This window comes from Mesobacillus persicus (genome assembly GCF_900109925.1).
GTDB classification, from domain to species: Bacteria; Bacillota; Bacilli; order Bacillales; family Cytobacillaceae; genus Mesobacillus_B; species Mesobacillus_B persicus.
Genome location: NZ_FOBW01000003.1, coordinates 327,476 through 349,726, shown reverse-complemented (window position 1 = coordinate 349,726; position 22,251 = coordinate 327,476). Strand labels below are relative to the sequence as shown.

General features: G+C 40.3%; 30 protein-coding genes and 1 pseudogene. 11 read left to right on the top strand and 20 right to left on the bottom strand.

All coding sequences use genetic code 11. From position 1 onward, the window contains the following. The first annotated feature begins 8 nt into the window (after positions 1 to 8). Positions 9 to 443 carry a MarR family winged helix-turn-helix transcriptional regulator gene (locus BMX30_RS06795; RefSeq protein WP_090742646.1) on the top strand — a complete coding sequence of 145 codons (435 nt, stop codon included), beginning with the start codon at positions 9 to 11 and terminating at the stop codon, positions 441 to 443. Positions 444 to 498: 55 nt separating this feature from the next. On the opposite strand, the gene hemG is transcribed toward BMX30_RS06795, so the two are convergent. The 8 genes from hemG to BMX30_RS06755 all read right to left on the bottom strand — a co-directional run bounded on the left by hemG (position 499) and on the right by BMX30_RS06755 (position 7,205). Further along, positions 499 to 1,884 carry a protoporphyrinogen oxidase gene (gene hemG, locus BMX30_RS06790; RefSeq protein ID WP_090742644.1) on the bottom strand — a complete coding sequence of 462 codons (1,386 nt, stop codon included), beginning with the start codon at positions 1,882 to 1,884 and terminating at the stop codon, positions 499 to 501. 124 nt (positions 1,885 to 2,008) lie between these two features. Further along, positions 2,009 to 2,803, bottom strand: a complete 795-nt coding sequence (locus BMX30_RS06785) for an aldo/keto reductase (protein WP_090742781.1) — start codon at positions 2,801 to 2,803, stop codon at positions 2,009 to 2,011. Between the two features lie 174 nt (positions 2,804 to 2,977). Next, a complete protein-coding gene (locus BMX30_RS06780) occupies positions 2,978 to 3,406 on the bottom strand; it encodes a protein-tyrosine phosphatase family protein (protein WP_090742641.1) in 429 nt (142 codons plus the stop codon). A gap of 156 nt (positions 3,407 to 3,562) precedes the next feature. Beyond that, positions 3,563 to 4,177 carry an RIO1 family regulatory kinase/ATPase gene (locus BMX30_RS06775; protein ID WP_090742639.1) on the bottom strand — a complete coding sequence of 205 codons (615 nt, stop codon included), beginning with the start codon at positions 4,175 to 4,177 and terminating at the stop codon, positions 3,563 to 3,565. Positions 4,178 to 4,455: 278 nt separating this feature from the next. Beyond that, positions 4,456 to 5,220 (bottom strand): TerC family protein, encoded by a 765-nt coding sequence (locus BMX30_RS06770; protein ID WP_090742636.1) that lies wholly within the window; start codon positions 5,218 to 5,220, stop codon positions 4,456 to 4,458. A gap of 59 nt (positions 5,221 to 5,279) precedes the next feature. Further along, positions 5,280 to 5,696 (bottom strand): sporulation protein, encoded by a 417-nt coding sequence (locus tag BMX30_RS06765; RefSeq protein ID WP_090742633.1) that lies wholly within the window; start codon positions 5,694 to 5,696, stop codon positions 5,280 to 5,282. A gap of 30 nt (positions 5,697 to 5,726) precedes the next feature. Further along, complete coding sequence (locus tag BMX30_RS06760; protein ID WP_090742630.1) at positions 5,727 to 5,852, bottom strand: FbpB family small basic protein; 126 nt, start codon at positions 5,850 to 5,852, stop codon at positions 5,727 to 5,729. Positions 5,853 to 6,608: 756 nt separating this feature from the next. Further along, positions 6,609 to 7,205: a vWA domain-containing protein gene (locus tag BMX30_RS06755; RefSeq protein ID WP_090742627.1), complete on the bottom strand. Its 597-nt coding sequence runs from the start codon at positions 7,203 to 7,205 to the stop codon at positions 6,609 to 6,611. A 97-nt stretch (positions 7,206 to 7,302) separates the two neighbouring features. On the opposite strand from BMX30_RS06755, the gene BMX30_RS06750 reads away from it, so the two are divergent. Then, positions 7,303 to 7,797: a hypothetical protein gene (locus BMX30_RS06750; RefSeq protein WP_090742624.1), complete on the top strand. Its 495-nt coding sequence runs from the start codon at positions 7,303 to 7,305 to the stop codon at positions 7,795 to 7,797. A gap of 40 nt (positions 7,798 to 7,837) precedes the next feature. Here BMX30_RS06750 and BMX30_RS06745 read toward each other — a convergent pair whose 3' ends face one another. From BMX30_RS06745 to BMX30_RS06735, 3 genes are all read right to left on the bottom strand, one after another. After that, positions 7,838 to 8,965, bottom strand: a complete 1,128-nt coding sequence (locus tag BMX30_RS06745; protein WP_244532516.1) for an ABC transporter substrate-binding protein — start codon at positions 8,963 to 8,965, stop codon at positions 7,838 to 7,840. 3 nt (positions 8,966 to 8,968) lie between these two features. After that, a complete protein-coding gene (locus tag BMX30_RS06740; RefSeq protein ID WP_244532515.1) occupies positions 8,969 to 9,451 on the bottom strand; it encodes an ABC transporter substrate-binding protein in 483 nt (160 codons plus the stop codon). 238 nt (positions 9,452 to 9,689) lie between these two features. Further along, complete coding sequence (locus tag BMX30_RS06735) at positions 9,690 to 10,175, bottom strand: GNAT family N-acetyltransferase (protein WP_090742621.1); 486 nt, start codon at positions 10,173 to 10,175, stop codon at positions 9,690 to 9,692. Positions 10,176 to 10,320: 145 nt separating this feature from the next. On the opposite strand from BMX30_RS06735, the gene BMX30_RS24200 reads away from it, so the two are divergent. Continuing rightward, positions 10,321 to 10,530, top strand: a complete 210-nt coding sequence (locus tag BMX30_RS24200; RefSeq protein ID WP_342028062.1) for a topoisomerase DNA-binding C4 zinc finger domain-containing protein — start codon at positions 10,321 to 10,323, stop codon at positions 10,528 to 10,530. Between the two features lie 36 nt (positions 10,531 to 10,566). Next, positions 10,567 to 10,980 (top strand): hypothetical protein, encoded by a 414-nt coding sequence (locus tag BMX30_RS06725; protein ID WP_090742615.1) that lies wholly within the window; start codon positions 10,567 to 10,569, stop codon positions 10,978 to 10,980. Between the two features lie 230 nt (positions 10,981 to 11,210). Here the strand turns inward: BMX30_RS06725 and BMX30_RS06720 are convergent, their stop codons facing one another. From BMX30_RS06720 to BMX30_RS06680, 9 genes are all read right to left on the bottom strand, one after another. Next, on the bottom strand, positions 11,211 to 11,987 hold the full coding sequence (locus tag BMX30_RS06720) for a sulfite exporter TauE/SafE family protein (RefSeq protein WP_090742613.1): 777 nt from the start codon (positions 11,985 to 11,987) through the stop codon (positions 11,211 to 11,213). A 47-nt stretch (positions 11,988 to 12,034) separates the two neighbouring features. Continuing rightward, positions 12,035 to 12,262 carry a sulfurtransferase TusA family protein gene (locus tag BMX30_RS06715; RefSeq protein WP_090742609.1) on the bottom strand — a complete coding sequence of 76 codons (228 nt, stop codon included), beginning with the start codon at positions 12,260 to 12,262 and terminating at the stop codon, positions 12,035 to 12,037. 37 nt (positions 12,263 to 12,299) lie between these two features. Further along, positions 12,300 to 13,427: an MBL fold metallo-hydrolase gene (locus BMX30_RS06710; RefSeq protein ID WP_090742606.1), complete on the bottom strand. Its 1,128-nt coding sequence runs from the start codon at positions 13,425 to 13,427 to the stop codon at positions 12,300 to 12,302. A gap of 183 nt (positions 13,428 to 13,610) precedes the next feature. Then, positions 13,611 to 14,006, bottom strand: coding sequence for a DsrE/DsrF/DrsH-like family protein (locus tag BMX30_RS06705; RefSeq protein ID WP_090742603.1), 396 nt, complete (start codon positions 14,004 to 14,006; stop codon positions 13,611 to 13,613). A 66-nt stretch (positions 14,007 to 14,072) separates the two neighbouring features. Further along, a complete protein-coding gene (locus BMX30_RS06700; protein WP_090742600.1) occupies positions 14,073 to 14,369 on the bottom strand; it encodes a rhodanese-like domain-containing protein in 297 nt (98 codons plus the stop codon). A 17-nt stretch (positions 14,370 to 14,386) separates the two neighbouring features. Beyond that, positions 14,387 to 14,749, bottom strand: a complete 363-nt coding sequence (locus tag BMX30_RS06695; protein ID WP_090742772.1) for a rhodanese-like domain-containing protein — start codon at positions 14,747 to 14,749, stop codon at positions 14,387 to 14,389. 286 nt (positions 14,750 to 15,035) lie between these two features. Then, entirely contained in the window at positions 15,036 to 16,172 is a 1,137-nt protein-coding gene (locus BMX30_RS06690) for an MBL fold metallo-hydrolase (RefSeq protein ID WP_090742597.1), read from the bottom strand. 30 nt (positions 16,173 to 16,202) lie between these two features. Beyond that, a complete protein-coding gene (locus BMX30_RS06685) occupies positions 16,203 to 16,592 on the bottom strand; it encodes a DsrE/DsrF/DrsH-like family protein (RefSeq protein WP_090742594.1) in 390 nt (129 codons plus the stop codon). 20 nt (positions 16,593 to 16,612) lie between these two features. Next, on the bottom strand, positions 16,613 to 17,185 hold the full coding sequence (locus tag BMX30_RS06680) for a sulfurtransferase TusA family protein (protein ID WP_090742590.1): 573 nt from the start codon (positions 17,183 to 17,185) through the stop codon (positions 16,613 to 16,615). 237 nt (positions 17,186 to 17,422) lie between these two features. On the opposite strand from BMX30_RS06680, the gene BMX30_RS06675 reads away from it, so the two are divergent. From BMX30_RS06675 to BMX30_RS06645, 7 genes and pseudogenes are all read left to right on the top strand, one after another. Continuing rightward, positions 17,423 to 17,830, top strand: coding sequence for a YgaP family membrane protein (locus BMX30_RS06675; protein WP_090742588.1), 408 nt, complete (start codon positions 17,423 to 17,425; stop codon positions 17,828 to 17,830). Positions 17,831 to 17,954: 124 nt separating this feature from the next. Then, a complete protein-coding gene (locus tag BMX30_RS06670) occupies positions 17,955 to 18,668 on the top strand; it encodes a cytochrome c biogenesis CcdA family protein (RefSeq protein WP_090742585.1) in 714 nt (237 codons plus the stop codon). A gap of 12 nt (positions 18,669 to 18,680) precedes the next feature. Beyond that, positions 18,681 to 19,379 (top strand): annotated as a pseudogene (locus BMX30_RS06665) (response regulator transcription factor). Next, positions 19,366 to 20,424, top strand: coding sequence for a HAMP domain-containing sensor histidine kinase (locus tag BMX30_RS06660; protein ID WP_090742582.1), 1,059 nt, complete (start codon positions 19,366 to 19,368; stop codon positions 20,422 to 20,424). The pseudogene BMX30_RS06665 and the gene BMX30_RS06660 overlap by 14 nt, the downstream one beginning before the upstream one ends. A gap of 78 nt (positions 20,425 to 20,502) precedes the next feature. Beyond that, positions 20,503 to 20,907: an OsmC family protein gene (locus tag BMX30_RS06655; protein WP_090742579.1), complete on the top strand. Its 405-nt coding sequence runs from the start codon at positions 20,503 to 20,505 to the stop codon at positions 20,905 to 20,907. Further along, entirely contained in the window at positions 20,904 to 21,524 is a 621-nt protein-coding gene (locus tag BMX30_RS06650) for a hypothetical protein (RefSeq protein ID WP_090742576.1), read from the top strand. Before BMX30_RS06655 ends, BMX30_RS06650 begins: the two co-directional genes overlap by 4 nt. Then, positions 21,521 to 22,114: a peroxiredoxin family protein gene (locus tag BMX30_RS06645; RefSeq protein ID WP_090742573.1), complete on the top strand. Its 594-nt coding sequence runs from the start codon at positions 21,521 to 21,523 to the stop codon at positions 22,112 to 22,114. The genes BMX30_RS06650 and BMX30_RS06645 overlap by 4 nt, the downstream gene beginning before the upstream one ends. Positions 22,115 to 22,251 lie beyond the last annotated feature (137 nt).

Below are 22,251 nucleotides of genomic sequence, written 5' to 3'. Positions count from 1 at the left end.
GATGAAATATGAAAGACTTCTTAACTTTAGAAAAACAACTATGCTTTGCCATCTATCAAACTTCAAGTGAATTTACTAAGTTATATACAAGCGTCCTGCAGACATTCGGTTTGACCTATCCCCAGTATTTGCTGCTATTAGCATTATGGGAAAAGGACGAAGTAACCGTAAAAGAGTTGGGACAGACCTTGAATCTTGGGACAGGAACTTTAACCCCTATGCTAACAAGAATGGAAGCAAACGGCTGGCTTCGTAAAGAACGGTCAAAGACCGATGAAAGAAACGTACTTATTTTTTTACAAGATAAAGCACGGAAAGAGAAACAAGCCATCACCAATAAGATTGCTGAAGAAATCCTAGACTGTCATATCGAAATCGAAGAATATATACAGTTGATGCGGGGATTGAAAGGATTGCAGGAGAAGTTAAAAGGGCGAACCTGAGTTGAAGCAGTAAAAAGGAGCAATCATCCATTGATGAACGCTCCTTTTTTATGGCTTAGGCCAGCAACTCCGAAATCTTCCTTGCCGTCTCAAATCCATTTTCGATACAATCAGGGATCCCCACTCCATAATAGGAACTCCCTGCTAAATAAATCCCTGGGAAAGAGGCCGCTAATTTGCTTTCAAGTGCTTGCAAGCTTTTAGGATGATTGATTAAATAATTCGGCATTTGTTCAGACCAACTAGTTACCTCACTCGCCACAGGTTCCGCAGTGATTCCTAGACTTTTATGAATGTCATCAAGTGCAACCCTAAGCAGCTCTTCCTTGGTGCTATCCTTTAGTGATGCAAAGGCTGGGTGGCTACTTTTATAAAATAGCCTTACTAATAAGTTCCCAGACTTGGATGTATGTTCCCACTTCCTACTTGTCCATGTACAGGCATTACAGGATAATTCGTCCGTGTTGGCGGTGATAAAGCCTGTACCATCGGCTGGCAGAATCTCATCTGGAACATCAAAACCTACATACACACTAATAAGGGAGCTATTCTTTAATCCTGCAAACCCTGCGTCGAGCTCAGGGTCCTCTAGGATTTTTTCAGCCGCCGTATGCGGGATACTTAGGACGACATGATCGGCTTCAATAATTTCCTCATTGTTTAATCTAACTTGATAACCATCGTTGCTGGTTTCGATTTTTTCTACTTTCGTGTTCTTTAAAATTTCCACTTCATCAAGCTTGTCTTCAAACCCCTTAATCAGCGAATTTAAGCCATTTTTAAAAGAAAGAAACTTTCTTTCTCCCCCTTTGAACTTCTGTTTGTTCGCTTCCAAGCCTTTGATGATGCTTCCGTATTGTTCCTTATAATCGATCAGGTAGGGCAAAGTGGAAGATATCGTTAAATCACTAAGCTTGCCTGAATAAACTCCAGACAGAACAGGAGCAATTTGTTTTTCAACTAATTCTTTTCCAAAACAATGTTCAAGAAATGAGCCGACAGAATCGTTTTTCGTAAAGCCTTCATTCTTCGTATAAAAATCCTTCAACGCCGCGACTTTTCCTTCGGCAGAAACAAGCGTGCTGGTCGCCAAAGATTCGATGCTTGCCGGAATACCGAAAACCGAATCCGCCGGAATCGGCTTCAGCTCGCCGTCAGTATAGATAAAAGAAATACCCGTCGTATTATAGACAACTTCTTGCTCCAAACCGAGCTCTTCAATAAACGACATCGTCTCTATTTTCCGGGCGACCATTGAATCGGCCCCAGCTTCCATGACAAACCCGTTTTGATTCACTGTGCAGATTTTTCCACCAAGCTCATTTGACTGCTCAACTAAAACAAGCCTAACATCTGCTTGGTTCGCTTGTTTCCATTTATGTAATTCATACATGGCAGCTAAACCTGTTACCCCACCACCAACTACTACAACTGTTTTCATCTTTACACCTCTATATCATGATCCATTATTCGTCCCCTCATTTTACCATACATCGCTCAGTGGAAAACAAATGGAAGGTGCCAGGCACCTTCCATTTGCTTTCCATTTATGTAACTAGTATTCCTTAAAATACATTCATATCATCTGGGTCTGGTCCCTGATGCTTGTTTTCATTAAGTGCATCAATTTGTTCCATGTCAGCGCCTGATAATTCAAAATCAAAGACTTGAAAGTTTTCTTCAATTCGGCTAGGTGTGATTGATTTCGGAATCGCAATGATTTCACTTTGCAAATGCCAGCGTAGAATCACTTGGGCAGGAGTCTTGCCATGTTGTTCAGCGATTTTTGCAATCACTTCGTTGTTAAGAGCCTCTCCCCCTTGCATTAATGGGCCCCAAGCTTCTACATAAATCCCATTTTCACGGCAAAACTTTCTTAGCTCAGACTGTGAATGATATGGGTGCAATTCCACTTGGTTGACGACAGGTTTAACAGTCGTTTCTGAAAAAAGTCTTTCCAAATGCGAAATCTTGAAATTCGATACACCAATGGAACGAACTTTTCCATCCGCATACAATTTTTCTAACGCCTTATACGTTTCAACATATTTATCTTGTTTAGGTGTTGGCCAGTGAACAAGATATAAATCTAAATAATCCAACCCGAGTCTTTCAAGACTCGCATCGAATGCTTTTAGTGTGGATTCGTACCCTTGATCACTATTCCAAACCTTAGAGGTAATGAAAAGTTCTTCACGCGGAACTCCTGATTCACTAATCGCTTGTCCGACCCCTGCTTCATTTTTATAGATGGCCGCTGTATCGATTGATCGGTAGCCAACTTCAATCGCCTTTTTTACTGCTTCTACAACCGTTTCGCCTTCTTCTACTTTAAAAACACCAAAACCAAGCTGAGGCATTTCTACGCCATTGTTTAATTTAACGTTCACAAACCATTCCTCCTCATGTTTAACTTTGAAACACTGTATTATTTTAACGTTGTAAAAGTTAAACAGCAATTTTCATGCCCAGCAGTTTCAAAAGCTTATCGTCAACGCCCAAGTCAGCCTTATTCATTTGACTCCTTTTACTCATTAAGCCTCCGGAAAAATCCGCTTCAAAGCTTCCTTCATTTCTGGCTTCACCTTAATTTTCGGACGAACGGACTGTGCCTTTGCTTCAGCTTCGTCAATGGTGTTCGCCTCACCTAACGCAAGCAAAGTCCCAATTGCCACTGTTCCCGTTCGGTTACTTCCACCCCCACAATGAAAATAAACCTTTTTCCCCTTATGATAAGCATCTAACACATGATCAATTGCTTGCTTAACTGATTCCTCTTGATTTTCTTTATCATCAACAATCGGCCGATGAATTCGATTAAAATCAGAGTTCTCTGTTGGTGCTTCTGCCCGCAAATCAAAAATGACATCCGCCTTTTCAGTTTCCATTACGTCTTGGACATCATCCGCACCTCCAATAAAGACCCGATCCTTAATCAAAGCTTGATAGTTTTTTTCACTCATTTCAATTCCTCCTCATTCATCATGCTGCCTATATTTTCTACAAGCACATTCATATACATACCTTTCATTGACCAAAGTAAAAAGCCCCAGCCTACTATTCAGACTAGGGTTCGGTACTATTATTTAGACCGAGTGGCTCCTAAAAGCGTTAGCGTCCTACCGAAAATACGGAATCATTTTCTTCTTATATAAAAAAGCAATTAAATTTAAAATCAGTTCTGGAGCCTTTTTGGGAAATAGTCTTCTATGATAAAACTTCTTATATGCCGCTTTTATATCGGCCCATTGCTTACATTTTTTTGTTTGTTTAAACCTAGCCACATCAATGATTTTGACTTGGTCATCTTTTGTTAGGATAATATTTCGCAAATGGATATCAGAGGGATTCAACCCTTTTTCTCTTGCCATCGATAGAGCCTTATCAATTTCCCTGATTTCGTTCGCGGTTACCTCAATTCCTTTTACCAAACAATCAAACAATGTATTTCCAGCAATATAATCGATAACTAAGTAGTGTTCACCTGAATCATAAATCGATGGATAATAAATGTTACCTGAAAGCATTTTATAAATCTCTGCTTCTTTTTGCGCAATCTGTTCATAAGGAGGAAAGAATACCTTTAAAACCTTGTTCGTGTCTTTAATTTTAAAAACGTAGGCGCTTCTCCCTGTACCAATCAATTCGAGAGCAGGATCTTTGTCATTCAGTTTTACCTTCGAGCCCTTCCTCGTGAACGACACACTTTTAGCTAATTCACTGAATGATTTCAACCCAATTCCCCCTTTCCAGTCTATAAGGCTGTTTTTCGTAAAGATTGTTGTTTAAAATCCAAAACCCGATTTTAACGATGAAAAAGCTATTTGGTACGCTTAAAGTAAGTTGCAAGCTCTTTCCCTCATTATATTATAGGTATTTTTCGTGGGAAAATTAGCTCTAAAGTTCTATTTATAACAGTTAGCAACAAAGGTTGAGAATAGAGCCCTCTAGAAAAATCAAAGCATGCGAGTTGCATTCTAACTGAACCCGCATGCTTAACTATTGTATTATGTTACGCTGCTCGCTGTTCCTGCTTCTCTTTCGACAAGAACCAACCCACTGCAGCTATTCCAATCAATACGGTATAGAAGAATAACTTCCACTCAGTGGAGTGGGCAAAGTCATATGGAATAACGCCAATGTCCTTATGCCCTAATGTTAACACTGATAACTTCACACCTACCCAACCAACAATCGCAAAGGCAGCAATTTCAAGCCCCGGTCTCGAATTAAGCAAGGTAACAAATAGGTTTGCGGCAAAACGCATGATAATCAATCCGATTAAACCACCAGCAAAGATCACTAGGAACTTTCCGCCATCCATTCCACCAATTGCTGGTAGGTTTGTATTTGGTAAAGTCATCGCTAAAGCAAATGCAGCTAAGATCGAATCAATCGCGAACGCGATATCAGCCAATTCCACCTTAAATACCGTACCCCAAAATCCTGATTTTTTCTTTTCCTTCTCAACTTGCCCCTCAAGTTTTTTAAAATAGAGTTTCCTTACGATATGATTAATCGCGATAAATAGGAGGTATAAGGCTCCAAGCGCCTGAACTTGCCAAACATCTACAAGGAAGGAAATCGCAAATAAGGATGCAAAACGGAACACAAACGCCCCAGCAAGACCATAAAACAGCGCCTTTTTCCTTTGTTCTTCTGGAAGGTGCTTAACCATAATCGCCAGTACCAATGCGTTATCGGCAGCAAGCAAGCCTTCAAGGGCAATGAGGAGTAATAACACTCCGCCATATTCTAGTAAAATCGAAAGTTCCAATTATTTTTTCCTCCTAAATATCATTATGTCTGGTCTTTGAGTTTATGTTTTCTGTAGGGCTACGCCTCCGCTACCTCTCCATCGGCCGGCTTGACAATCTTGATAGCATCCTGATCCGCACTCGCTACACCTTGGGTAAAAAACAACCTTGTGGTAAACCGGTAAAGTTGCGTTTCAGTGGAAACATCCATCTCCTCGGGGAGCGTAAATGCAAATGGAATCTGATTGACTGCTTCCGCTTGAATCTTTGAGGAGGTTAAAATGGTAGCGGTGTGAATAACCTCCTCTTTCCCCAATATTTCGTCCTTTCTGATCAGGTCACACTCAATCCGTTTCAACTGCTGCTCGATGGTCCCGCCTTTAATCTGAAAATCTCCTTTTACCGTTTCACCAGGATAGTAGGTTTCCTTTTCAAGAATGAGATCAATTTGTGCTGAACCAATTCCTACAAGTGACATGTATTTTCTTAGTAACATGAATACCCTCCTGGTTTTTTTATCGTTATCCTAACGTTTATTTGAATGCTTAGCCTCTAGTCGCTCTTCGATTCTAGCTATTTCTTTCGGATCGTTCATCAGCGCTTCCTTGTTTTTCTTCACCAATTCAATAAAAGTTACTTTTTTCTTTTTCATTTACCCTCTCTCCATTCATTTAAAAGTTTTCTATTATTGAATGTTCGTAGTTTGGTCTGAATCAGGTCTTTAAGATTTGGCTCTGCTTAACTAGTATGTTGATTTACGCTCCAGGCGTTTGCTTTCCGCGGGGCGGGCGGTGAGCCTCCTCGTCGCTGCGCTCCTGCGGGGTCTCACCTGTCCCGCTGCTCCCGCAGGAGTCAACCGCCTTCCGCTACAATCAACTTTTCGTGAAAATTAATACTATTTAACAGAACAAATAAAAAACCTTTACCAGACTATGGTAAAGGTTTTAAAAACAATAAAAGACCTTTACCAGATTGGTAAAGGTCTTGCTAACAACGGTATCGTTGCCAACAAAGCCGGGAGATTCGTGACCTCCGAAATGACGACTCTGCTGTAAAAGCTACTCCCCTTTAGGAGAACTATTCAAATAATTAATATTAATATATACTAGTTCGCTGTGGTTTGTCAATCAGTTAAATTACCAATTTTAACATTTAAGTTTTTAGACTCAGTTAAACCTATGTTGATATCCGCTCCAGGCACTCGCTTTCCGCGGGCGTGCCGGGGAGCCTCCTCGGCGCTTGAAGCGCCTGTGGGGTCTCCCCTGCCCCGTACTCCCGCAGGACATTGAATTTTACATCTTTGAATCTGCCCACGCACGAGAAAATGCGTTTTTCATTTTCGAGGAGTCGAGTGCCTTCCGCTCCTATCAACATTGAGTGAAATCAATTTCCTTGAACAGAACCAATCTTAAAAGTCCGAAATTCCCCTCCGCTTTACCGACACAATCTCATCCACCTTCTCGTACATGACTTCGACGCCTTTTTCGGAGGCTTCGAAGGTGAAGGCACTTTCCTTTGCGATGCCGAGTTGATCGGCTTCTTCCGCTGCATCGATATTGGCGCCCATAAAAATAAATTCCCAGCGATATTTCTCTTGCTGATGGCGAATCAATTCTTTTACTTTTTTATAAGTGAATTCACGGCTGGCATTTTCCATTCCATCTGTCGTTATCACAAACAAAATCTTTCCCGGTCGTTGTTCCTCATCCGTTTTCGATAAGCGATAGCCGACATCTAGAATGGTTTTACCTACCGCTTCTAAAAGGGCTGTGCATCCTCTCACATAATAGTCTTCTTCGGTTAATTTTATATCCTTTGCTGCACCCCCATTCCACAACACTTCATATTCATCATCAAACAGAACAGCGGTAACAAGCGTTTCTCCCTCTAGTTGACTCTGCCTGTTAATAAAAGAATTAAAGCCACCAATTGTATCTTTTTCAAGCCCTGCCATTGAGCCACTACGGTCCAATAAAAAAATAATCTCAGTTAAGTTAGTATTCATAGAATTCATCCTCCTAATAATTCTTTCTGATACAATAGTACTTAAGTTCATCCATTTTTTGGTCGCCTGTAAAGCGACATTTTAGGAGGTAGACCCTATGCTCGAAAAAGAGATTTTACTAGAGTTAGAAAGGTATATACATAGTTACCAAAACGAAATGATTTGTAAATCCTCTGAAATGAACATGGACAGCGACTTCAATATTCTTGAGAATGTCCAACATAGTGAACTAAAAGATTTTATTGACGCCAATCGTAAGCCAACACTTAGCCAAGTGCTGTTTGGATTTATCGACCAGAAAGGCTATCGTGATGCAGATGTTTATAAACGTGCAGGCATGGATCGTAAACACTTTTCGAAAATCCGTTCGATTCCAAACTACCGTCCTCGTAAAAATACCGTGATTGCTCTTGCCTTGGCCCTTGAGTTGGATTACGACAATACCGATGAGCTTTTAAGTGCGGCAGGCTATTCCTTGTCGGAAAGTGATACTTATGATTTAGTCATTCAATTTTGTCTTGAGAAAAGAATCTATGATCTCGATTCTGTGAATCAAGCTTTAGATTATTTTAGCTTGAAGCCGTTAACATGATTTTCAGCGTTTTTTACCCATAAAAAAATCCAGGTCATGCCTACGCACGCCCTGGATAATTCCGTCTCGACCAATGGTCCACTGTGACTTCGGTTTCTGCTAATTCAAAGGTAGTTCTGTATGGGTGAAATTTCACTTGTTTGTTTACCGCATAGAGAGACTGTGGGATACAAAGGAAGAGAGCAAGAACTTCCTTAAACGCATAGCGATCGATTTCCTTTGCTACCTCCACCCGCTTCTTCTTGTCTACTTCTCCAGCCATGTTCTGAAACAATTGATTAAATTGGGGGAGTTCTGGCCCCGCTCTTAACGCCCCATTCGCTCCGAAAAATTCCCGGTGGAAAAAAGCTGGCGTATCCTCATAAAATAACGCGGTTGCATTCGCCAACAGAATATCCCAAGCAGGAACAAGCTTTTTCTCGGCTACTATGCGCATCCAATTGACTTCGTGCTCCTCGGGTATGATGATTACATCAACACGCAGACGCAACGTCCTTTGTATTTGGTTTGCGATGAGTTTTGCAATCGCCGTTTGTTTTTTAGTGGCAGCCAGTTTAAGTTTTCTTCCCTCAGGCCAGTTTGCCTTTTTTAATAACGCACGAGCATTTTCTTGATCATACGCCCTTGGTGTCAAATCTTCAGGGTAATCAATCGCCCAAGGTGGCGTCATCGCTGGGACAGGGTCGGCATAGCCATGAAAACCACGTTGAACCAATTCCTCTCGGTCCACCGCTAAATTCAAAGCTAAGCGCAGGTTACGATCATTAAAATTAACATCCTTTTTAAACCGATTAAATACGCCGGCAAGAACTTGGTTTCCCTTGGCGGTGACTAACTTGGCGTAGCTTGACATGATGACCTTTTTTGCATCTTTTGGCTGAACCTGTGTCACGATATCGACTTGCCCCTCTGCTGTTGTACATAAATGCAGCGCCTGCTCTTGAGATACATCATTCCGAAAAACAATTTTATTCAATCTTGGTCCACGATTCTTATTCCAATAGTTTTGATTGGCATCAAGCACCACGCTGGGAGTCCTGTTTTCCTTTACCGTCAACCACGTGGCTTCAAACGGTTTCTTTTTTATGATGGCTGGTACATTGTTGATCGAAGAGTACCCTTTTGATAACAAAAATGGTCCAGTGCCCCACGGGCCTGGTGCATCCAATACTCACCAATGTCCCTCACCTGTGCCAAGCTTTGCATAACCAAAGCCAATCGACTGATAAAACTGCGAGTTCCCCATATGGTTGCCACGCATTTTGCCAAGCGCAAGACCATCAGGCTTGGGAAAATGAAATTGGACGGTATAGTCATCGACTACCTTCAAAGTCGTTCCGGTCGGAAAGTTGAGCCAAGTCCCCGGTGGGTGCGGCGCGTTCCATTTCTGAAGCTCGTTGAAATTCCTCTTCACTGTCTTTGCGGTGAATTCTTCACCATCATGAAAAAGGACGCCTTTTCGCAGTTCGATTTTAAGAGTTGTCTGGTTTATCCATTTTGCCTTTGAGGCCAGTGACGCAATCACACGCCCCGCTCGGTCGGCTCGAACCGGTTCTTCCATTGTATGGAATAATACATAAAGCCAATTATAAGGAGAAGGATCCACCACATGGATTGTGCCCACGGGTTTATCAGTTGGATTCCTTGATGTCATTATCCCGCCTCCTTTCGTTTGGTTATATATATTCTTAAATTGGAGAAGTCATGTAAAAAAATACAACCGTATCGGTTCTCCGACAACGGTTGCAAAAGCAGAAGCTTGATTTTGAGTTGATCCCTTAACATAAAAATCAAACTGGGCGTCTAACACTAGCATTCCTAACTCCCTCCGAAACACTCAAAACGAGTGCATTGAACCACCGATCCCCATAGTAAAAACAGAGAACCTTTCCCTAGTAAACCCAAAAAATACTTTCCTCCGTCTGCTTCGTTCGCTTAAACCCTATTTTCTCCAACACCCGAATCGAGGCAAGATTATCCGGGTCACAAGTAGCGACGATCTTTTTTACATTTGGATTGGCCTCTGCCCACTCTACCATCGCTTTCCCCATTTCCGTAGCATAGCCTCTTCCCTGATAGCTAGGGACAATGCTGTACCCAAGATCAATGATCCCCTCTTGATCAGGTCCACCTTTAAATCCCATATCCCCAACAATGAGTTGCTCTTGTTTATCAATGATGACACCTTCCCACTCGTTCTCATGAGGATACTTACGAAATCTCTCAATCTTGTAGTTGAAAAATTGTTTATATACATCTAAGGGCCACTCAGCTGCTAACTGATAGTCGAAATCCTCCGTTGCTCCCTTTAAAATCGCCTCCATCATATCAGCCGTTAGTGTAACCATTTCAAGTCTTTCCGTTTTTATTTGTGGCAAAGAAATCTCTCCCTTTCAACCGAATTTTTATATGTATAAGACTACCACAAACAAATTGGATAATAATAGAATATATTAACCTAATATAGGACTTAAGTATGGTATTCTACTATTATATTGGGAAAGACAAAAAATAAATCATTTATTGTCTCGATTTATTTTAAAAGACCGCAAAGCGAAAAAAGAGCAAAGTAAACAGCATGTAGAAGATCTCAAAACTGATAAAAACACACGAAATCAAAAGGTATTGAACAATATTTGCCCTCGGTGTGGTGGTCAATTGGTTGTAAGAACAGGAAAAAAGGGCAAGTTCAAAGGCTGTAGTAGCTTTCCTAAATGCCGGTTTATTGCTTGACCATTCCATCTGTGAGGTACATTTGAGGTGACGAACATGACTTTCGAGGAGTTAACCAAAGAAACGGGGGACCATATTTCATTTGAGCAGATCTTAGAACCAAGAACAAATGAAGTAAAACTGAGGATCATCGTTAATAAAAGCGAGAATCCAACTGACTTACTCATTTTCCCCCACCCAGATAGCAAAGTTAAAACCTTACAAATCGACTTTAAAAATTATGTTACCTATTCGGTCATCTATGACGATTTTACAACTTGGAACAATACGGAGACCTTCCAGGGTGAAGCCTTTCGAATCTATCAGCAATCTAATTACTTAGATCGTATCCATAAGGAATCAAAAGAAAAATTAACTCATTACTCTTTAGCTTGTATTGATCACAAAGTGGATGTCATCTCAAGATACGAACCGACCATTATTGAAATTGACTCTACAGGTATTAAGTAAGTTACACTTTCAAAAAAAGTACAAAAAAAGAGACTGTAATCAGCCTCCTTTTTTATAACCAATTCGATATCAACATACCGGCTCCTACCAGGAGCCACACCCAAACACCAGGTCAAACGGGCGGAACGCTTTTACGACGACCTGGGATTGGCTTAGAATTGATTCCTCAGGAACCAGTAGGTCCACAATCATTTCTCTTTTCCTTTTCCAACGAGATCACCTGACCTTTATTATAAAATATCCATCCAGATGTTAATTGCTGTAGCCAAAATCAACACGGCCAAAATAATTTGGAGCACTTTCGTATTCACTTTCTTCCCGAGTATCGCTCCGATTGGAGAAGCAATTAGACTAGCAATAACCATCACGGCAGCAGGACCCCAATCCACTTGTCCTGTCGTGACTTTTCCGACCGTTGCTCCAATGGAAGAAATCAAGGTAATTGCCAATGAGGAGGCAATCGTCATCCTCGTTGGGATTTTTAAGACAACAAGCATAATCGGAACGAGTAAGAACGCCCCAGCTGCCCCAACAATCCCGGCACCGACTCCGACAATTAAAGATAGCGTAGCCGCAATCCATTTATTAAACGTTACTTGGTCAAGTGGAATATCGTCAATGCCTTTCTTAGGAATAAACATCATCACGGCAGCAATTAGTGCCAAGATTCCATAGATTAAGTTGATTCCAGCTTCCGACATCAGCTTAGAACCGTACCCACCAATAAAACTACCAATTAAAATACTAGCACCCATATAAGTAATTAACGATTTATTTAAATAGCCGCCCTTACGGTAAGCCCAAACCCCACCAATGGTCGCGAAAAACACTTGCACGGCACTAATTCCCGAAACTTCATGGGCAGTGAATGCAGCGAAACCTAGCATCGGTGGAATATATAATAACATCGGATATTTAATAATCGAACCACCTATACCCAGCATCCCGGATATAAATGAACCGATAAAACCAATTAAAAAGATTGTAAGTATAAAGCCAAAGTCCATCAAGTTTCCCCCCTTTTAAAAAGGGAACCAAATTGGTTCCCTATGATTTACCCCTTTTTAATCCAGAATTTCAGAACATCGCCTTCATCTTCATGTTTAACAAGTTCATGACCGCCAGATTTTGCCCAAGCTTGTAGGTCATTCTTCGCACCCTTATCCGTCGCGTGAATTTCTAGTACTTGACCTGCTTCAAGCTCATTCATTGCCTTTTTTGTTTTTACGATTGGCATTGGGCATGCAAGCCCTTTTGCATCTAATACTTTTGTTGATTCCATTCAAAACATCCCCCTGTTGTAAAAAATAATTTATGATTTAACGTACCGCACAGCGATTTGGTCCGATTTCCATTTCACGTTGCTGCTCTGCATCTGGGGTAATTTTACCCATATTCGTTTCACGAATTTCCTGGTATGCATTTGGTTGCGGTGGCAGATTTTCCGTCACTAAACTTCTGAACTCGTTTTCGTCTTCAATGTTCAAGCCATGGTTTTTAGCAAACAATGTACTTAGCTTTTCAGAGACACTTCCATCTTCATTTAACTCATCGATAATCATAAAGTGGGCTGGAAGTACCACTAGTTCATCTGATAACTCACGGTAACGCTTGTAAAGCGTTTCTCTTAAATCGCCAACCCAGTCTTCTGCTAAACCAGCAAGGTCAGGTCTTCCGATTGAATCGATAAACAAGATATCACCAGATAGAAGGAACTTTTCATCAATTACAAAGGACGTTGACCCGATTGTGTGTCCTGGTGAGTATAGAGAGTGAATATTGATGTTCGTTTCACCAATCTTCACATCATTCCCACCCTCAAGTGGCTGGTATTCAAATACAACTTCTGTTGCATCCTTCGGTGGTAACCAGTAAGTTGCACCTGTTTGCTCTGCAATCACACGACCACCAGAAATATGATCAGCGTGTAAATGAGTATCAAAAACATGAGTGATGTTAACATTCATATTCTTTGCAAAATCAAGGTAGATATCCGTCATACGAGTAGAGTCAATGATGGCTGCCTCGCCATTTGATACAACCATGTAAGATAGACACCCTTTTCCAATCCGTACAAACTGGTAAAGCTCTCCGCCATCTTTTAAATCGCCAACCTTAACTGGCTCTAAATGTTCACTCCAAGTTTTCATACCACCTTCAAGGTAAGCCACATCGCGACCTTCCTCAGAAAGCATTTCCGCAACCATCACAGAAGACCCTTCTTTTGCACAGACAACCAAAACATCCATATCAGCTGGAATTTTATCCATGATTTCTTCCACACCATCTAGTAACTCAAAGTAAGGAATGTTGAAGTATTGAAAGTTTTCTCCTTCAATTTTCCAATCCTGAAAATCCGTTTCGTTACGAACATCTAGAATAAACATAGTTTCTTTGTTAAACACCTTAGCTGTTACTTCTTTTGAATTCATTGCTTTTACTGTCATCTATCTTACCTCCTAGGGTATATTTTAATGTAAAATTTTTTAGGCTCTTTTCGCGTATAAACGGACTTTTAACACTATTCGAAAAGAGCATGCAAACTTAATATGATTCTTACAAAATAGCTTTTTACACGTTAAAATCGGCTTTAAGATTTTAACAACAACTTTAAGAAAACAATCACTTATTTAGAATGTGAGAGTTACATTTGCATCTTGTGCAAACTCTAAGAAGGTTACTGCTCCTCCGACTTCAATGCCATCAACAAATGCTTCTTTTTCTAATCCCATAACATCCATTGTCATTTGGCAACCAATTAGTTTTACACCTAGATCTTGAGCCATTTCAACCATTTCCGGAATACCAGGAACATTGGCTTTAGCAAATCCTTCAGCAAAATGTTCTTTGCCTTCAGGCATTGGAAGCTGTTGGTTCGCTTCTTTATGAATGAGGTTTAATCCTTCAAATGTGAAGAAAATAGCTACCTCTTGATCGGTTGCAGCTGCAGCCGTTGCGATATTAAACACCTTATAAGCATCAAATAACCCACCATTACTAGCAATAATCGCGACTCTATTACTCATTTTTCTTCCTCCTATTTTACGTTGTTTATATTTTAACCCCTAGGGGTATTGAAAGTGATAAAAAAATTATTCAGTAGGACCTTCCCACAACATCATGCCGCCTGTCATATTGATTACCTTATAACCATGGTAGTCAAGCAATTGAGCAGCACTAGCACTTCTACCACCTGAGCGGCACACCATGATGTATTCTTTTGCTTTATCTAACTCTTGCATACGGAATTCTAATAGCCCAAGCGGAATATGAATCGCTCCTGGGATTTTACCTGTTGCCACCTCATCCACTTCTCTTACATCTATGATATTTATCGGTTGCTTTTCTTTTAATAAATTTTCAACTTCCTTAACAGATAATTGTTTCATATCGTTTCGTTGCCTCCTTATGGTCTCCAGGCGCTAACTCCGCCTTTTACATTCGTTATATTTGTAAATCCTAGTTTTTTTAATTGGCTACATGCCTTTTGGCTTCTCATTCCACTCTGACAAATGACCACAACTTCCTTATCCTTTTGCAGACTGTTGGATTTCTGAGCCAATTGATGTAAAGGAAGGTTGTTAAATCCCCGAATATGATTTCCTTTAAACTCTCCTGGGGTACGAACATCGATGAACTGTTTGTTTTTATCCTTTAATTCATTCTTAAGCTCACCTGTTGATATATGCCTAATTCCTTTAACAGGAATCAGTCGCTTGATAAAAACAAAAGCGATGATCGCAATGAGGACATAATTAACGTATTCCAACTTGACTCCACCTTTCAGTATTGTTTTCATAACCAAGTTTTCATGGTTATGTTGATTGGTCATTGTCGTGCTGACAAGGTTAATAATATACCCCTATAGGTATAATGTCAACAGTATTAATGAATTTTTTTTAAAACGAATCCGTTTATTTAGTTTTAGCTAAGGAAAACCATTATTTCATAGTATTTGTGGTTTGTAAAATACCTAACAGGGTAATACTCAAAAAAGGCGTGAATTGCGAATTCACGCCAATCGGTCTCTCTTTTTTACGTTCATTCCATCCTAACTATCTAACCGCACAACGATTTGGACCAATCTCCATTTCTCTCTGTTGCTCTTCTTCTGGAGTGATCTTGCCCATATTGGTTTCCCGAATTTCTTGATGAGAATTCGGTTGCGGTGGAAGGTTTTCACTTACGGTTTTTCTAAATTCCTCTTCGCTTTCAATATTCAACCCATGGTTTTCTTTAAATAAAACCCCAAGCTTTTCTGAAACGGATCCATCTGCATTCATTTCATGATGGGTCATAAAATGAGTCGGCAGAACAATTAAATCATCAGCTAATTCTTTATAGCGTTTATAGAGCGTTTCCCTTAAATCGGCAACCCAGTCCTCTGCCTTACCAGCCAAATCTGGACGGCCAATGGAATCGATAAACAGGATGTCTCCTGTCAGTAAATATTGATTATCTACTATATAAGAGGTACTCCCAATTGTATGCCCCGGGGAGTATATAGCTTTTATGGTTTTGTCGCCAATCTTGTATTCATCCCCGTCATGAACATGATTGTACTCAAATTGAACTTCATCCGCATCTTTAGGGGGAAGATAATACTTAGCCCCATGGTTTTCTGCTAGTTTTCTACCACCAGAAATATGATCCGCATGGAGATGGGTGTCGAGTGTATGCGTCAACTTTAACTGATGTTCTTTTATAAACTCCTCATAAGGTTCAAGCATTCGATTGGTATCAATTAGCGCACATGAACCATTTGATTCAACTAAATAAGATAAGCAGCCTTTCCCAATTCGAACAAATTGATAGATGGCACCGCCACCGGTTAAATCGCCCACTTTTATCGGTTCTAAATGTTCACTCCATGATTTCATGCCTCCTTCAACAGAAAAGGCATTAGGAAAACCAGCCTCGACCAATTGTTCTGCGACGAATTCCGAAGAGCCACCTTTCGCACAAACCACGTAAATGTTCTGTTCTTTAGGCATCTTGTCCACAATACTTTCGACACCATCAAGCAGATCAAAATAAGGGGCATTGATGACCTCTACGTTTTCCCCTTCAATTTTCCAGTCATCGAAATCATCAGTGTTTCTGGCATCTAAAATAAATACCTTTTCGTGGTCCAGAATTTTTCTAGTTAACTCTTTTACGCTAATTGTTTTTACTGCTTGCTCTTCAGCCATTTTCTCACCCCTTAGCTGTTTAAGATAGATTTAGAAAGTTAAGGTAACATCGGCATCTTTAGCGAAGGTTAAGAAAGTAACTGCACCACCAACATCAATTCCCTCTACAAATTGTTCTTTTTCCAAACTCATAACATCCATCGTCATTTGACAGGCAATCATTTTCACACCCATTTCTGTTGCCATACTTACGAGTTCTTCAACCGGTGGGACATTTGCTTTTTTAAAGCCCTCTTGAAAATGCTCAGTACCAGCAGGCATTGGCAAATTTTTATGCCCTTCCTTATGAATAAGATTTAATCCTTCGAATGTAAAAAAGATGCCCACTTCTGCGTCTGTTGCAGCCGCCGCTGTGGCAATATTAAAGACTTTATACGCGTCAAACATCCCACCATTTGCTGCAATAATTGCTACCTTCATTCTATTTCCTCCTTATTGAACTAGTGTTTTTGGTTCACATCGCCTGTCCATTCTTTCATTCCTGGCACGACATTTTTAACATCTTTAAATCCCTTTTCTGTTAGTTGCTGAGCGGCCAAATCACTTCGGCTACCCGTTCGGCAAATAATATGGAGCTCATCGTCTTTATTCAGTTCTTCAAACCTTTTCTCAAGTTCCCCTAGGGGTATGGTAATAGCCCCGGGAATGTGACCGAAGGCATATTCCGCCGGCTCTCTGACATCTAAAATTGTAATTTTTTCATTTCCCTCAATCTTGTTTTGCAAATCCCCAAGGTTCATGACATGAGGATGCTTGCTTTCCTCTTTCTCTTCCTCCGCACTCGCTTTGCGAAGATAATGCTTTAATGTATCGCCATCCTCAACGGTCCCTAGGTATTGGTTTCCCGTGCTCTGCGCCCAGGCTTTGAGGTCTGCTGTCGATCCCTTATCTGTCGCCTGAATTTCCATGACTTGCCCTGGTTCAAGCGTGGTCATTTCTTTTTTTGTTTTGACAATTGGCATTGGGCAGGCGAGCCCTTTTGCATCAAGTACTTTATTAACGTCCATAACCATCCTCCCTTCCTTTCATCTTCTTTATTATCCTTTCCCGCTAAAAATTAATGCCTTTTTACCTCTTCCAGTTATTGAAACAATACATAGTATTTTGGTCAGAAAACGATGTCCTGATAGCAATTATTAGGCTGACCCTATTCCTTCAATTGATAAAACCATTTAATGAGGAAATGCTAAAATAAATGAGTTGAAAAATAGTGAGAAATCATCCCGACAACTTGAAAGTGAGTGATACTTTTGCAATTTAGAAGCACCTTTCTTCCCCCTACCACTACAAAAGTAAACAGGAACACTGCTGATTCCATTAATGATTCCATACAAGAACAAACGAATTTGAACCTAAACGACTATAAAACAAAAAGTAAGGAAGAAATACAAGCGCGTCTCCACAAATTGGATCATGAATGGGATACGGAACGAGTCCTTGAAGTGAATTTTGCCTCTATCGTTTTGATTTCATCTTTATACGGACTTTTAGGAAGGAAAAAATGGCTGGTCCTTTCCGGAATTGCGAGTGTCTTTATGATTCAGCACGCTCTGCAAGGCTGGTGCCCACCGTTAGCTGTAATTAGAAGGTTAAAAGTACGAACAGCTGCCGAAATCAATCTAGAAAGAAATGGATTGAAGGAACTTCTTGAAGACTGATGTGAGTAAAAAGCAGAAACCAATTCATGATTTTTGGTTTCTGCTTTTTTGCGATATTTCACTTGCTTTTAATTAAACTTTAACAATTGGCACTCATAATCAACCTGAAAAGGAGTGAGTGTTGATGAATGATATCGGAATATTTTTTGCTTTAGCAGGTGGCATCCTTTCTTTCTTCTCTCCATGTGTCTTCCCCCTCCTGCCAGCCTATATTACCCATTTAACAGGAGGAAAGATTGAAGACTCCAAATTGCTTGTGAATCGAACAACCCTTTATTTAAGATCCATCGGATTTATTATTGGCTTTAGTATTATTTTTGTTGCTCTTGGCGCATCTGCTAGCTTTATTGGCCAAATCCTCTCAGAATACCGCGTGTTGATTATGCAAATCGCGGGCTTACTTATCATTATTTTTGGCTTACAGATGGCGGGACTGTTAAAATTCAAGGTATTAATGAAGGAAAAACGAATTCAGTCGGAACAAAAGTCCAAAAATATTTTTAGCTCGATCTTGCTAGGGATGGCGTTTGCTACTGGTTGGTCTCCATGTGTGGGACTAGCCCTGTCTTCGATATTATTACTAGCGAGTTCATCGGATACGTTATCGCAAGGCGTTTTCTTGTTAGGAGCCTATTCATTAGGGATGGCGATCCCATTTTTAATTATTTCGATTGTGATTTCTTATTCTTTAAAAACAATAAGAACCATAAACAAATATTTAGCGAAACTTGCCGTTGTAAATGGGATGATTATGGTCGGGCTTGGTTTTCTCGTCTTAAGTGGACAAATGCAGAAAATCAGTGCTTGGCTTTCGGCTTTTAGTTTATTTGATTTATAAGGGGGAGCAAGGGTGAGCCAAAAAAGCTTGATTGGAAAAACCGTTTTAGTAGTCGAGGATGATCCAAAGATCCGGCAACTTTTAAAAATCTATTTATCAAAAGAAGGATATGAAGTGACCGAAGCAGTGGACGGGTTAGAAGCAAAAGAAAAAATCGAAGCGCTGGATCCTTGCATCTTAATTCTCGACTTGATGCTTCCGAAAGTAAGTGGCGAGGAAATATCCAAATGGGTTCGAGAAGACTTAAAAAGCATGATGCCCATCATTATGCTTACAGCAAAGGTCTCTGAAAAGGACCGAATTCAAGGATTTAAACTAGGTGCTGACGATTATGTGGTCAAACCGTTCAGTCCTGCTTAACTGATGGGAAGAGTTGAAGCTGTTTTAAGAAGAACGGCAAGCCGCTGTGGCAAGTTAAGTTTTACTGGATTCACCATTAAACCCGCAAAAGGTGAAGCCTGGATTAACGGAGAACAACTAGAGCTAACACACTTTGAATTTAAGCTGCTTCATACTTTCATGCAGCACCCTGATCAAGTTTTATCACGTGAACAAATTCTTATGTCTATCTATGAAAAGAATGAGAAGAGTGTATCGGACCGAACCATTGATGTCCATATCAAGCATTTACGCGAAAAGATTAAGGAAAAGACTCCAAAGGATTATATTCAGACGGTAAGAGGAATGGGGTATAAGTTTGTGGCTTTATAAGAAGTTATCCAACCTTTTATCAAGGCTTGTTGCCCTTAATAGCATCGTTATTTTATTTGTGATTCTGCTTGCGGGATTGTCCGTTAAAGATTATGCCTGCTACTTGGTGAATTCCGAACAAGTCGTTGGCCAGGAATTAGTAGCGACATTAAATGGGTTTCTATGGAAAGTAGGAATCTTTGCTTTTGTGATCGCTGGCTTATTCCATTATTTCACGGTCAAAAAAATCATCGGTCCCATCAATCATTTGTCGAGGGCGGCCAAGGAAATGAAAGAGGGCAAATCCCCTGCTATCGTGAAGATAACATCATCAGGCGAGATGAAAGAATTGATTGAGAACTTTAACAGTATGTCTGAAACCCTGATTTCAGTTCAGGAACAACGAGAAAAAATGCTTCGCGACATTGCCCATGAGCTTCGCACCCCTCTGACAAACATCAATGGGTATTTAGAAGCTTTGCAAAACAACGTAGTCGAGGGAGACCCAGAATTATTTGGTTCCCTACTCGAAGAATCTCGTAGAATTACCCGCATTGTTGAACTCATTACCGAGTTGAACTTCTGGAACCATGGGAACTATTTTTTAGAAAAAGAGTTTGTCTCAGTTGAGATGAAACCGCTTTTAACAGAAACCTTAACGACCTTTCAATTGAAGCTAGCTGAAAAATTTGTCGATATTGATATCGACATTAATCAAGCCGTGATTGTAGGAAATCCCGACGGGCTTAAGCAGGTAGTTACCAACCTTCTGCAAAATATTCTCAATTATAACATCGGGAGTCGGTTGCAGGTCCACGGAGCAATGGAGGGGAATCAATACAAGATTCGCTTTTCCCATGAAGGACAAAGGATTGATCCAGATAAAAAGGAAAAAATCTTTGAACGTTTTTATCGGATTGAGGAATCAAGAAGTACGAAGGCTGACGGTGCAGGTTTAGGCCTTGCCATCGCGAAAAGCATTATCACTGCTCATCATGGAAAAATTGCGCTGGAGACGAACGGGACCAACCATGCATTTTCGATTGAATTGCCGGTTAAGGAATAGAATACTCCTATTTTAAATTCTAATTTTAATCATTCCTTAACAATCACTAGCGATAATCATGTTAAAAGGAGTGTTCACATGAAATTTATCATCGAAAATGAAAAAATTAGTGGCGATTTGGGTTTTGGTTCCCTTCCCATTTCGCCTAACGAACGCAATGGTTTTCGTCCGTTTGAGCTCTTTTTGTCTTCCTTAACCGGGTGTAGCGGAAATTTGCTACGAATTATTTTAACGAAAAAGCACGTTCCTTATCAGTCACTTGAGATCGAGGTCGACGCCGTTCGAAATCCGTATGACTCGAATCGAATTGAAAAGCTCTCCTTTACCGCCTTCGTCCATACCGAAGAAGCTTTATTAGCTCAACAAGCGGAGAAGATTGCTCATTTAGTGGTCAAAAATTGCGGAATGATTCAATCTGTCATCAACACGATTGACATTACTTTTACCATTCAGTCCGTCCCCCTTCATGGTAAAGGACGATGAGTTATCTGCAAATTGGTAGCCTATCGCTTCCTACCATTTGGCTAGCTGTTGTGGCAGCTCTTTTTATTACGTCGGTTTTACATTGGGCGATTACACGCACGAAGCTGGAAGATTGGTATTGGAATGGTTTCTTCCTCTATTTTCTGACTTGGAAACTTACTTATATTCTCTTTAACTTTCAATTATTTCTAGATATGCCCCTATCGATTGTTTATTTTAATGGGGGAACAGCAGGTCATTTCATTGCCTTAGCCCTTCTATCCGTTTATTTACTTTTCTTCGCGGGGAAGAAATATCCTACTGTTTATGCTGAATCAGCGGAAGTCTTGCTATCTTTCTTCATTAGCTACAAAGCACTAAGTTTCATTTTGGAAAAAGATGTGGTGGGGCTTGTTCTTCAGTTTATCTTACTAGTAAGCTATTTATTTCTGCTTACTTCAATTAAAAGGAAGCAAAAACGCCTAACAGCTCAGCCATTTATCCTATTTATTTTACTAGAGCTTTTGATGTTAAGCATGTTTGACACGATCCTTTCTGTCGAGGCACTTACCTTCCTTTGGCTTGGTATCACTGCCTTTTTATTATCTAGATATGAACAAGGAGGACGGAATCATTGAATAAAAATCTATTATCAATCGCAATTATTTTACTGGCTGTTGCTATTGTATTCGTTAATCTATGGAAGCCATCCTCAATAGAAAGCGAGAAAGAGGTGGCAGAGCCTTCAACGGAAGAATTAGATCCGACAAGTGAGGAGATTCCAGGAGCTGATCTCTCCGAGGTAAAGGAAGGAAAAGCGGCGCCTGACTTTGAACTTACAACCCCAGATGGAGAAACCGTGAAGCTTTCTGATTACCAAGGAAAAAAGGTCATTTTGAATTTTTGGGCGACATGGTGCCCTCCTTGTAAAGCAGAAATGCCTCACATGCAAGACTTTTATGAGAAGAACAAAGAAAATGATATTGAAATTTTAGCCGTCAACCTAACAAACATGGATAAAGGTCAAGCCGCAATTGAAGAGTTTGTAACCGATTATGGTCTCACCTTCGAAATCCCGTTAGACGAAGACGGATCCATCGGCATGCAATATCAAGCATTTAGCATTCCGACAAGCTATATGATTGATACAAATGGAGTCATCACTAAGAAAATTGTTGGTCCAATGGACGGAGCGATGATGGAAAATTTAACGGCTGCGATGGAATAAAAAAAAGACGTGGTGATCATAAAGGGTTCCGTTCCTATCACAAAATCCGAAAATGCAGTCGAAAATGCAACCCAATTTGTACTCCCTTTTGTAGATGTTTTGCAATAAAAAATTAATGGGCTCAGTTCACACTGAGC

What these genes read in the sequence shown, in the direction of transcription:
- BMX30_RS06685 (WP_090742594.1), bottom strand. Translation starts at nt 16,592, where the DNA reads ATGAAGGTAGCAATTATTGCAGCAAATGGTGGGATGTTTGACGCGTAT.
- BMX30_RS06690 (WP_090742597.1), bottom strand. Translation starts at nt 16,172, where the DNA reads ATGGCTGAAGAGCAAGCAGTAAAAACAATTAGCGTAAAAGAGTTAACT.
- hemG (WP_090742644.1), bottom strand. Translation starts at nt 1,884, where the DNA reads ATGAAAACAGTTGTAGTAGTTGGTGGTGGGGTAACAGGTTTAGCTGCC.
- BMX30_RS06760 (WP_090742630.1), bottom strand. Translation starts at nt 5,852, where the DNA reads ATGAAAAAGAAAAAAGTAACTTTTATTGAATTGGTGAAGAAAAACAAG.
- BMX30_RS06740 (WP_244532515.1), bottom strand. Translation starts at nt 9,451, where the DNA reads ATGACATCAAGGAATCCAACTGATAAACCCGTGGGCACAATCCATGTG.
- BMX30_RS06705 (WP_090742603.1), bottom strand. Translation starts at nt 14,006, where the DNA reads ATGAGTAATAGAGTCGCGATTATTGCTAGTAATGGTGGGTTATTTGAT.
- BMX30_RS06795 (WP_090742646.1), top strand. Translation starts at nt 9, where the DNA reads ATGAAAGACTTCTTAACTTTAGAAAAACAACTATGCTTTGCCATCTAT.
- BMX30_RS06680 (WP_090742590.1), bottom strand. Translation starts at nt 17,185, where the DNA reads ATGGTTATGGACGTTAATAAAGTACTTGATGCAAAAGGGCTCGCCTGC.
- BMX30_RS06650 (WP_090742576.1), top strand. Translation starts at nt 20,904, where the DNA reads ATGAGTTATCTGCAAATTGGTAGCCTATCGCTTCCTACCATTTGGCTA.
- BMX30_RS06755 (WP_090742627.1), bottom strand. Translation starts at nt 7,205, where the DNA reads ATGAATACTAACTTAACTGAGATTATTTTTTTATTGGACCGTAGTGGC.
- BMX30_RS06720 (WP_090742613.1), bottom strand. Translation starts at nt 11,987, where the DNA reads ATGGACTTTGGCTTTATACTTACAATCTTTTTAATTGGTTTTATCGGT.
- BMX30_RS06725 (WP_090742615.1), top strand. Translation starts at nt 10,567, where the DNA reads ATGACTTTCGAGGAGTTAACCAAAGAAACGGGGGACCATATTTCATTT.
- BMX30_RS06700 (WP_090742600.1), bottom strand. Translation starts at nt 14,369, where the DNA reads ATGAAACAATTATCTGTTAAGGAAGTTGAAAATTTATTAAAAGAAAAG.
- BMX30_RS06715 (WP_090742609.1), bottom strand. Translation starts at nt 12,262, where the DNA reads ATGGAATCAACAAAAGTATTAGATGCAAAAGGGCTTGCATGCCCAATG.
- BMX30_RS06710 (WP_090742606.1), bottom strand. Translation starts at nt 13,427, where the DNA reads ATGACAGTAAAAGCAATGAATTCAAAAGAAGTAACAGCTAAGGTGTTT.
- BMX30_RS06750 (WP_090742624.1), top strand. Translation starts at nt 7,303, where the DNA reads ATGCTCGAAAAAGAGATTTTACTAGAGTTAGAAAGGTATATACATAGT.
- BMX30_RS06670 (WP_090742585.1), top strand. Translation starts at nt 17,955, where the DNA reads ATGAATGATATCGGAATATTTTTTGCTTTAGCAGGTGGCATCCTTTCT.
- BMX30_RS06780 (WP_090742641.1), bottom strand. Translation starts at nt 3,406, where the DNA reads ATGAGTGAAAAAAACTATCAAGCTTTGATTAAGGATCGGGTCTTTATT.
- BMX30_RS06765 (WP_090742633.1), bottom strand. Translation starts at nt 5,696, where the DNA reads ATGTTACTAAGAAAATACATGTCACTTGTAGGAATTGGTTCAGCACAA.
- BMX30_RS06655 (WP_090742579.1), top strand. Translation starts at nt 20,503, where the DNA reads ATGAAATTTATCATCGAAAATGAAAAAATTAGTGGCGATTTGGGTTTT.
- BMX30_RS06785 (WP_090742781.1), bottom strand. Translation starts at nt 2,803, where the DNA reads ATGCCTCAGCTTGGTTTTGGTGTTTTTAAAGTAGAAGAAGGCGAAACG.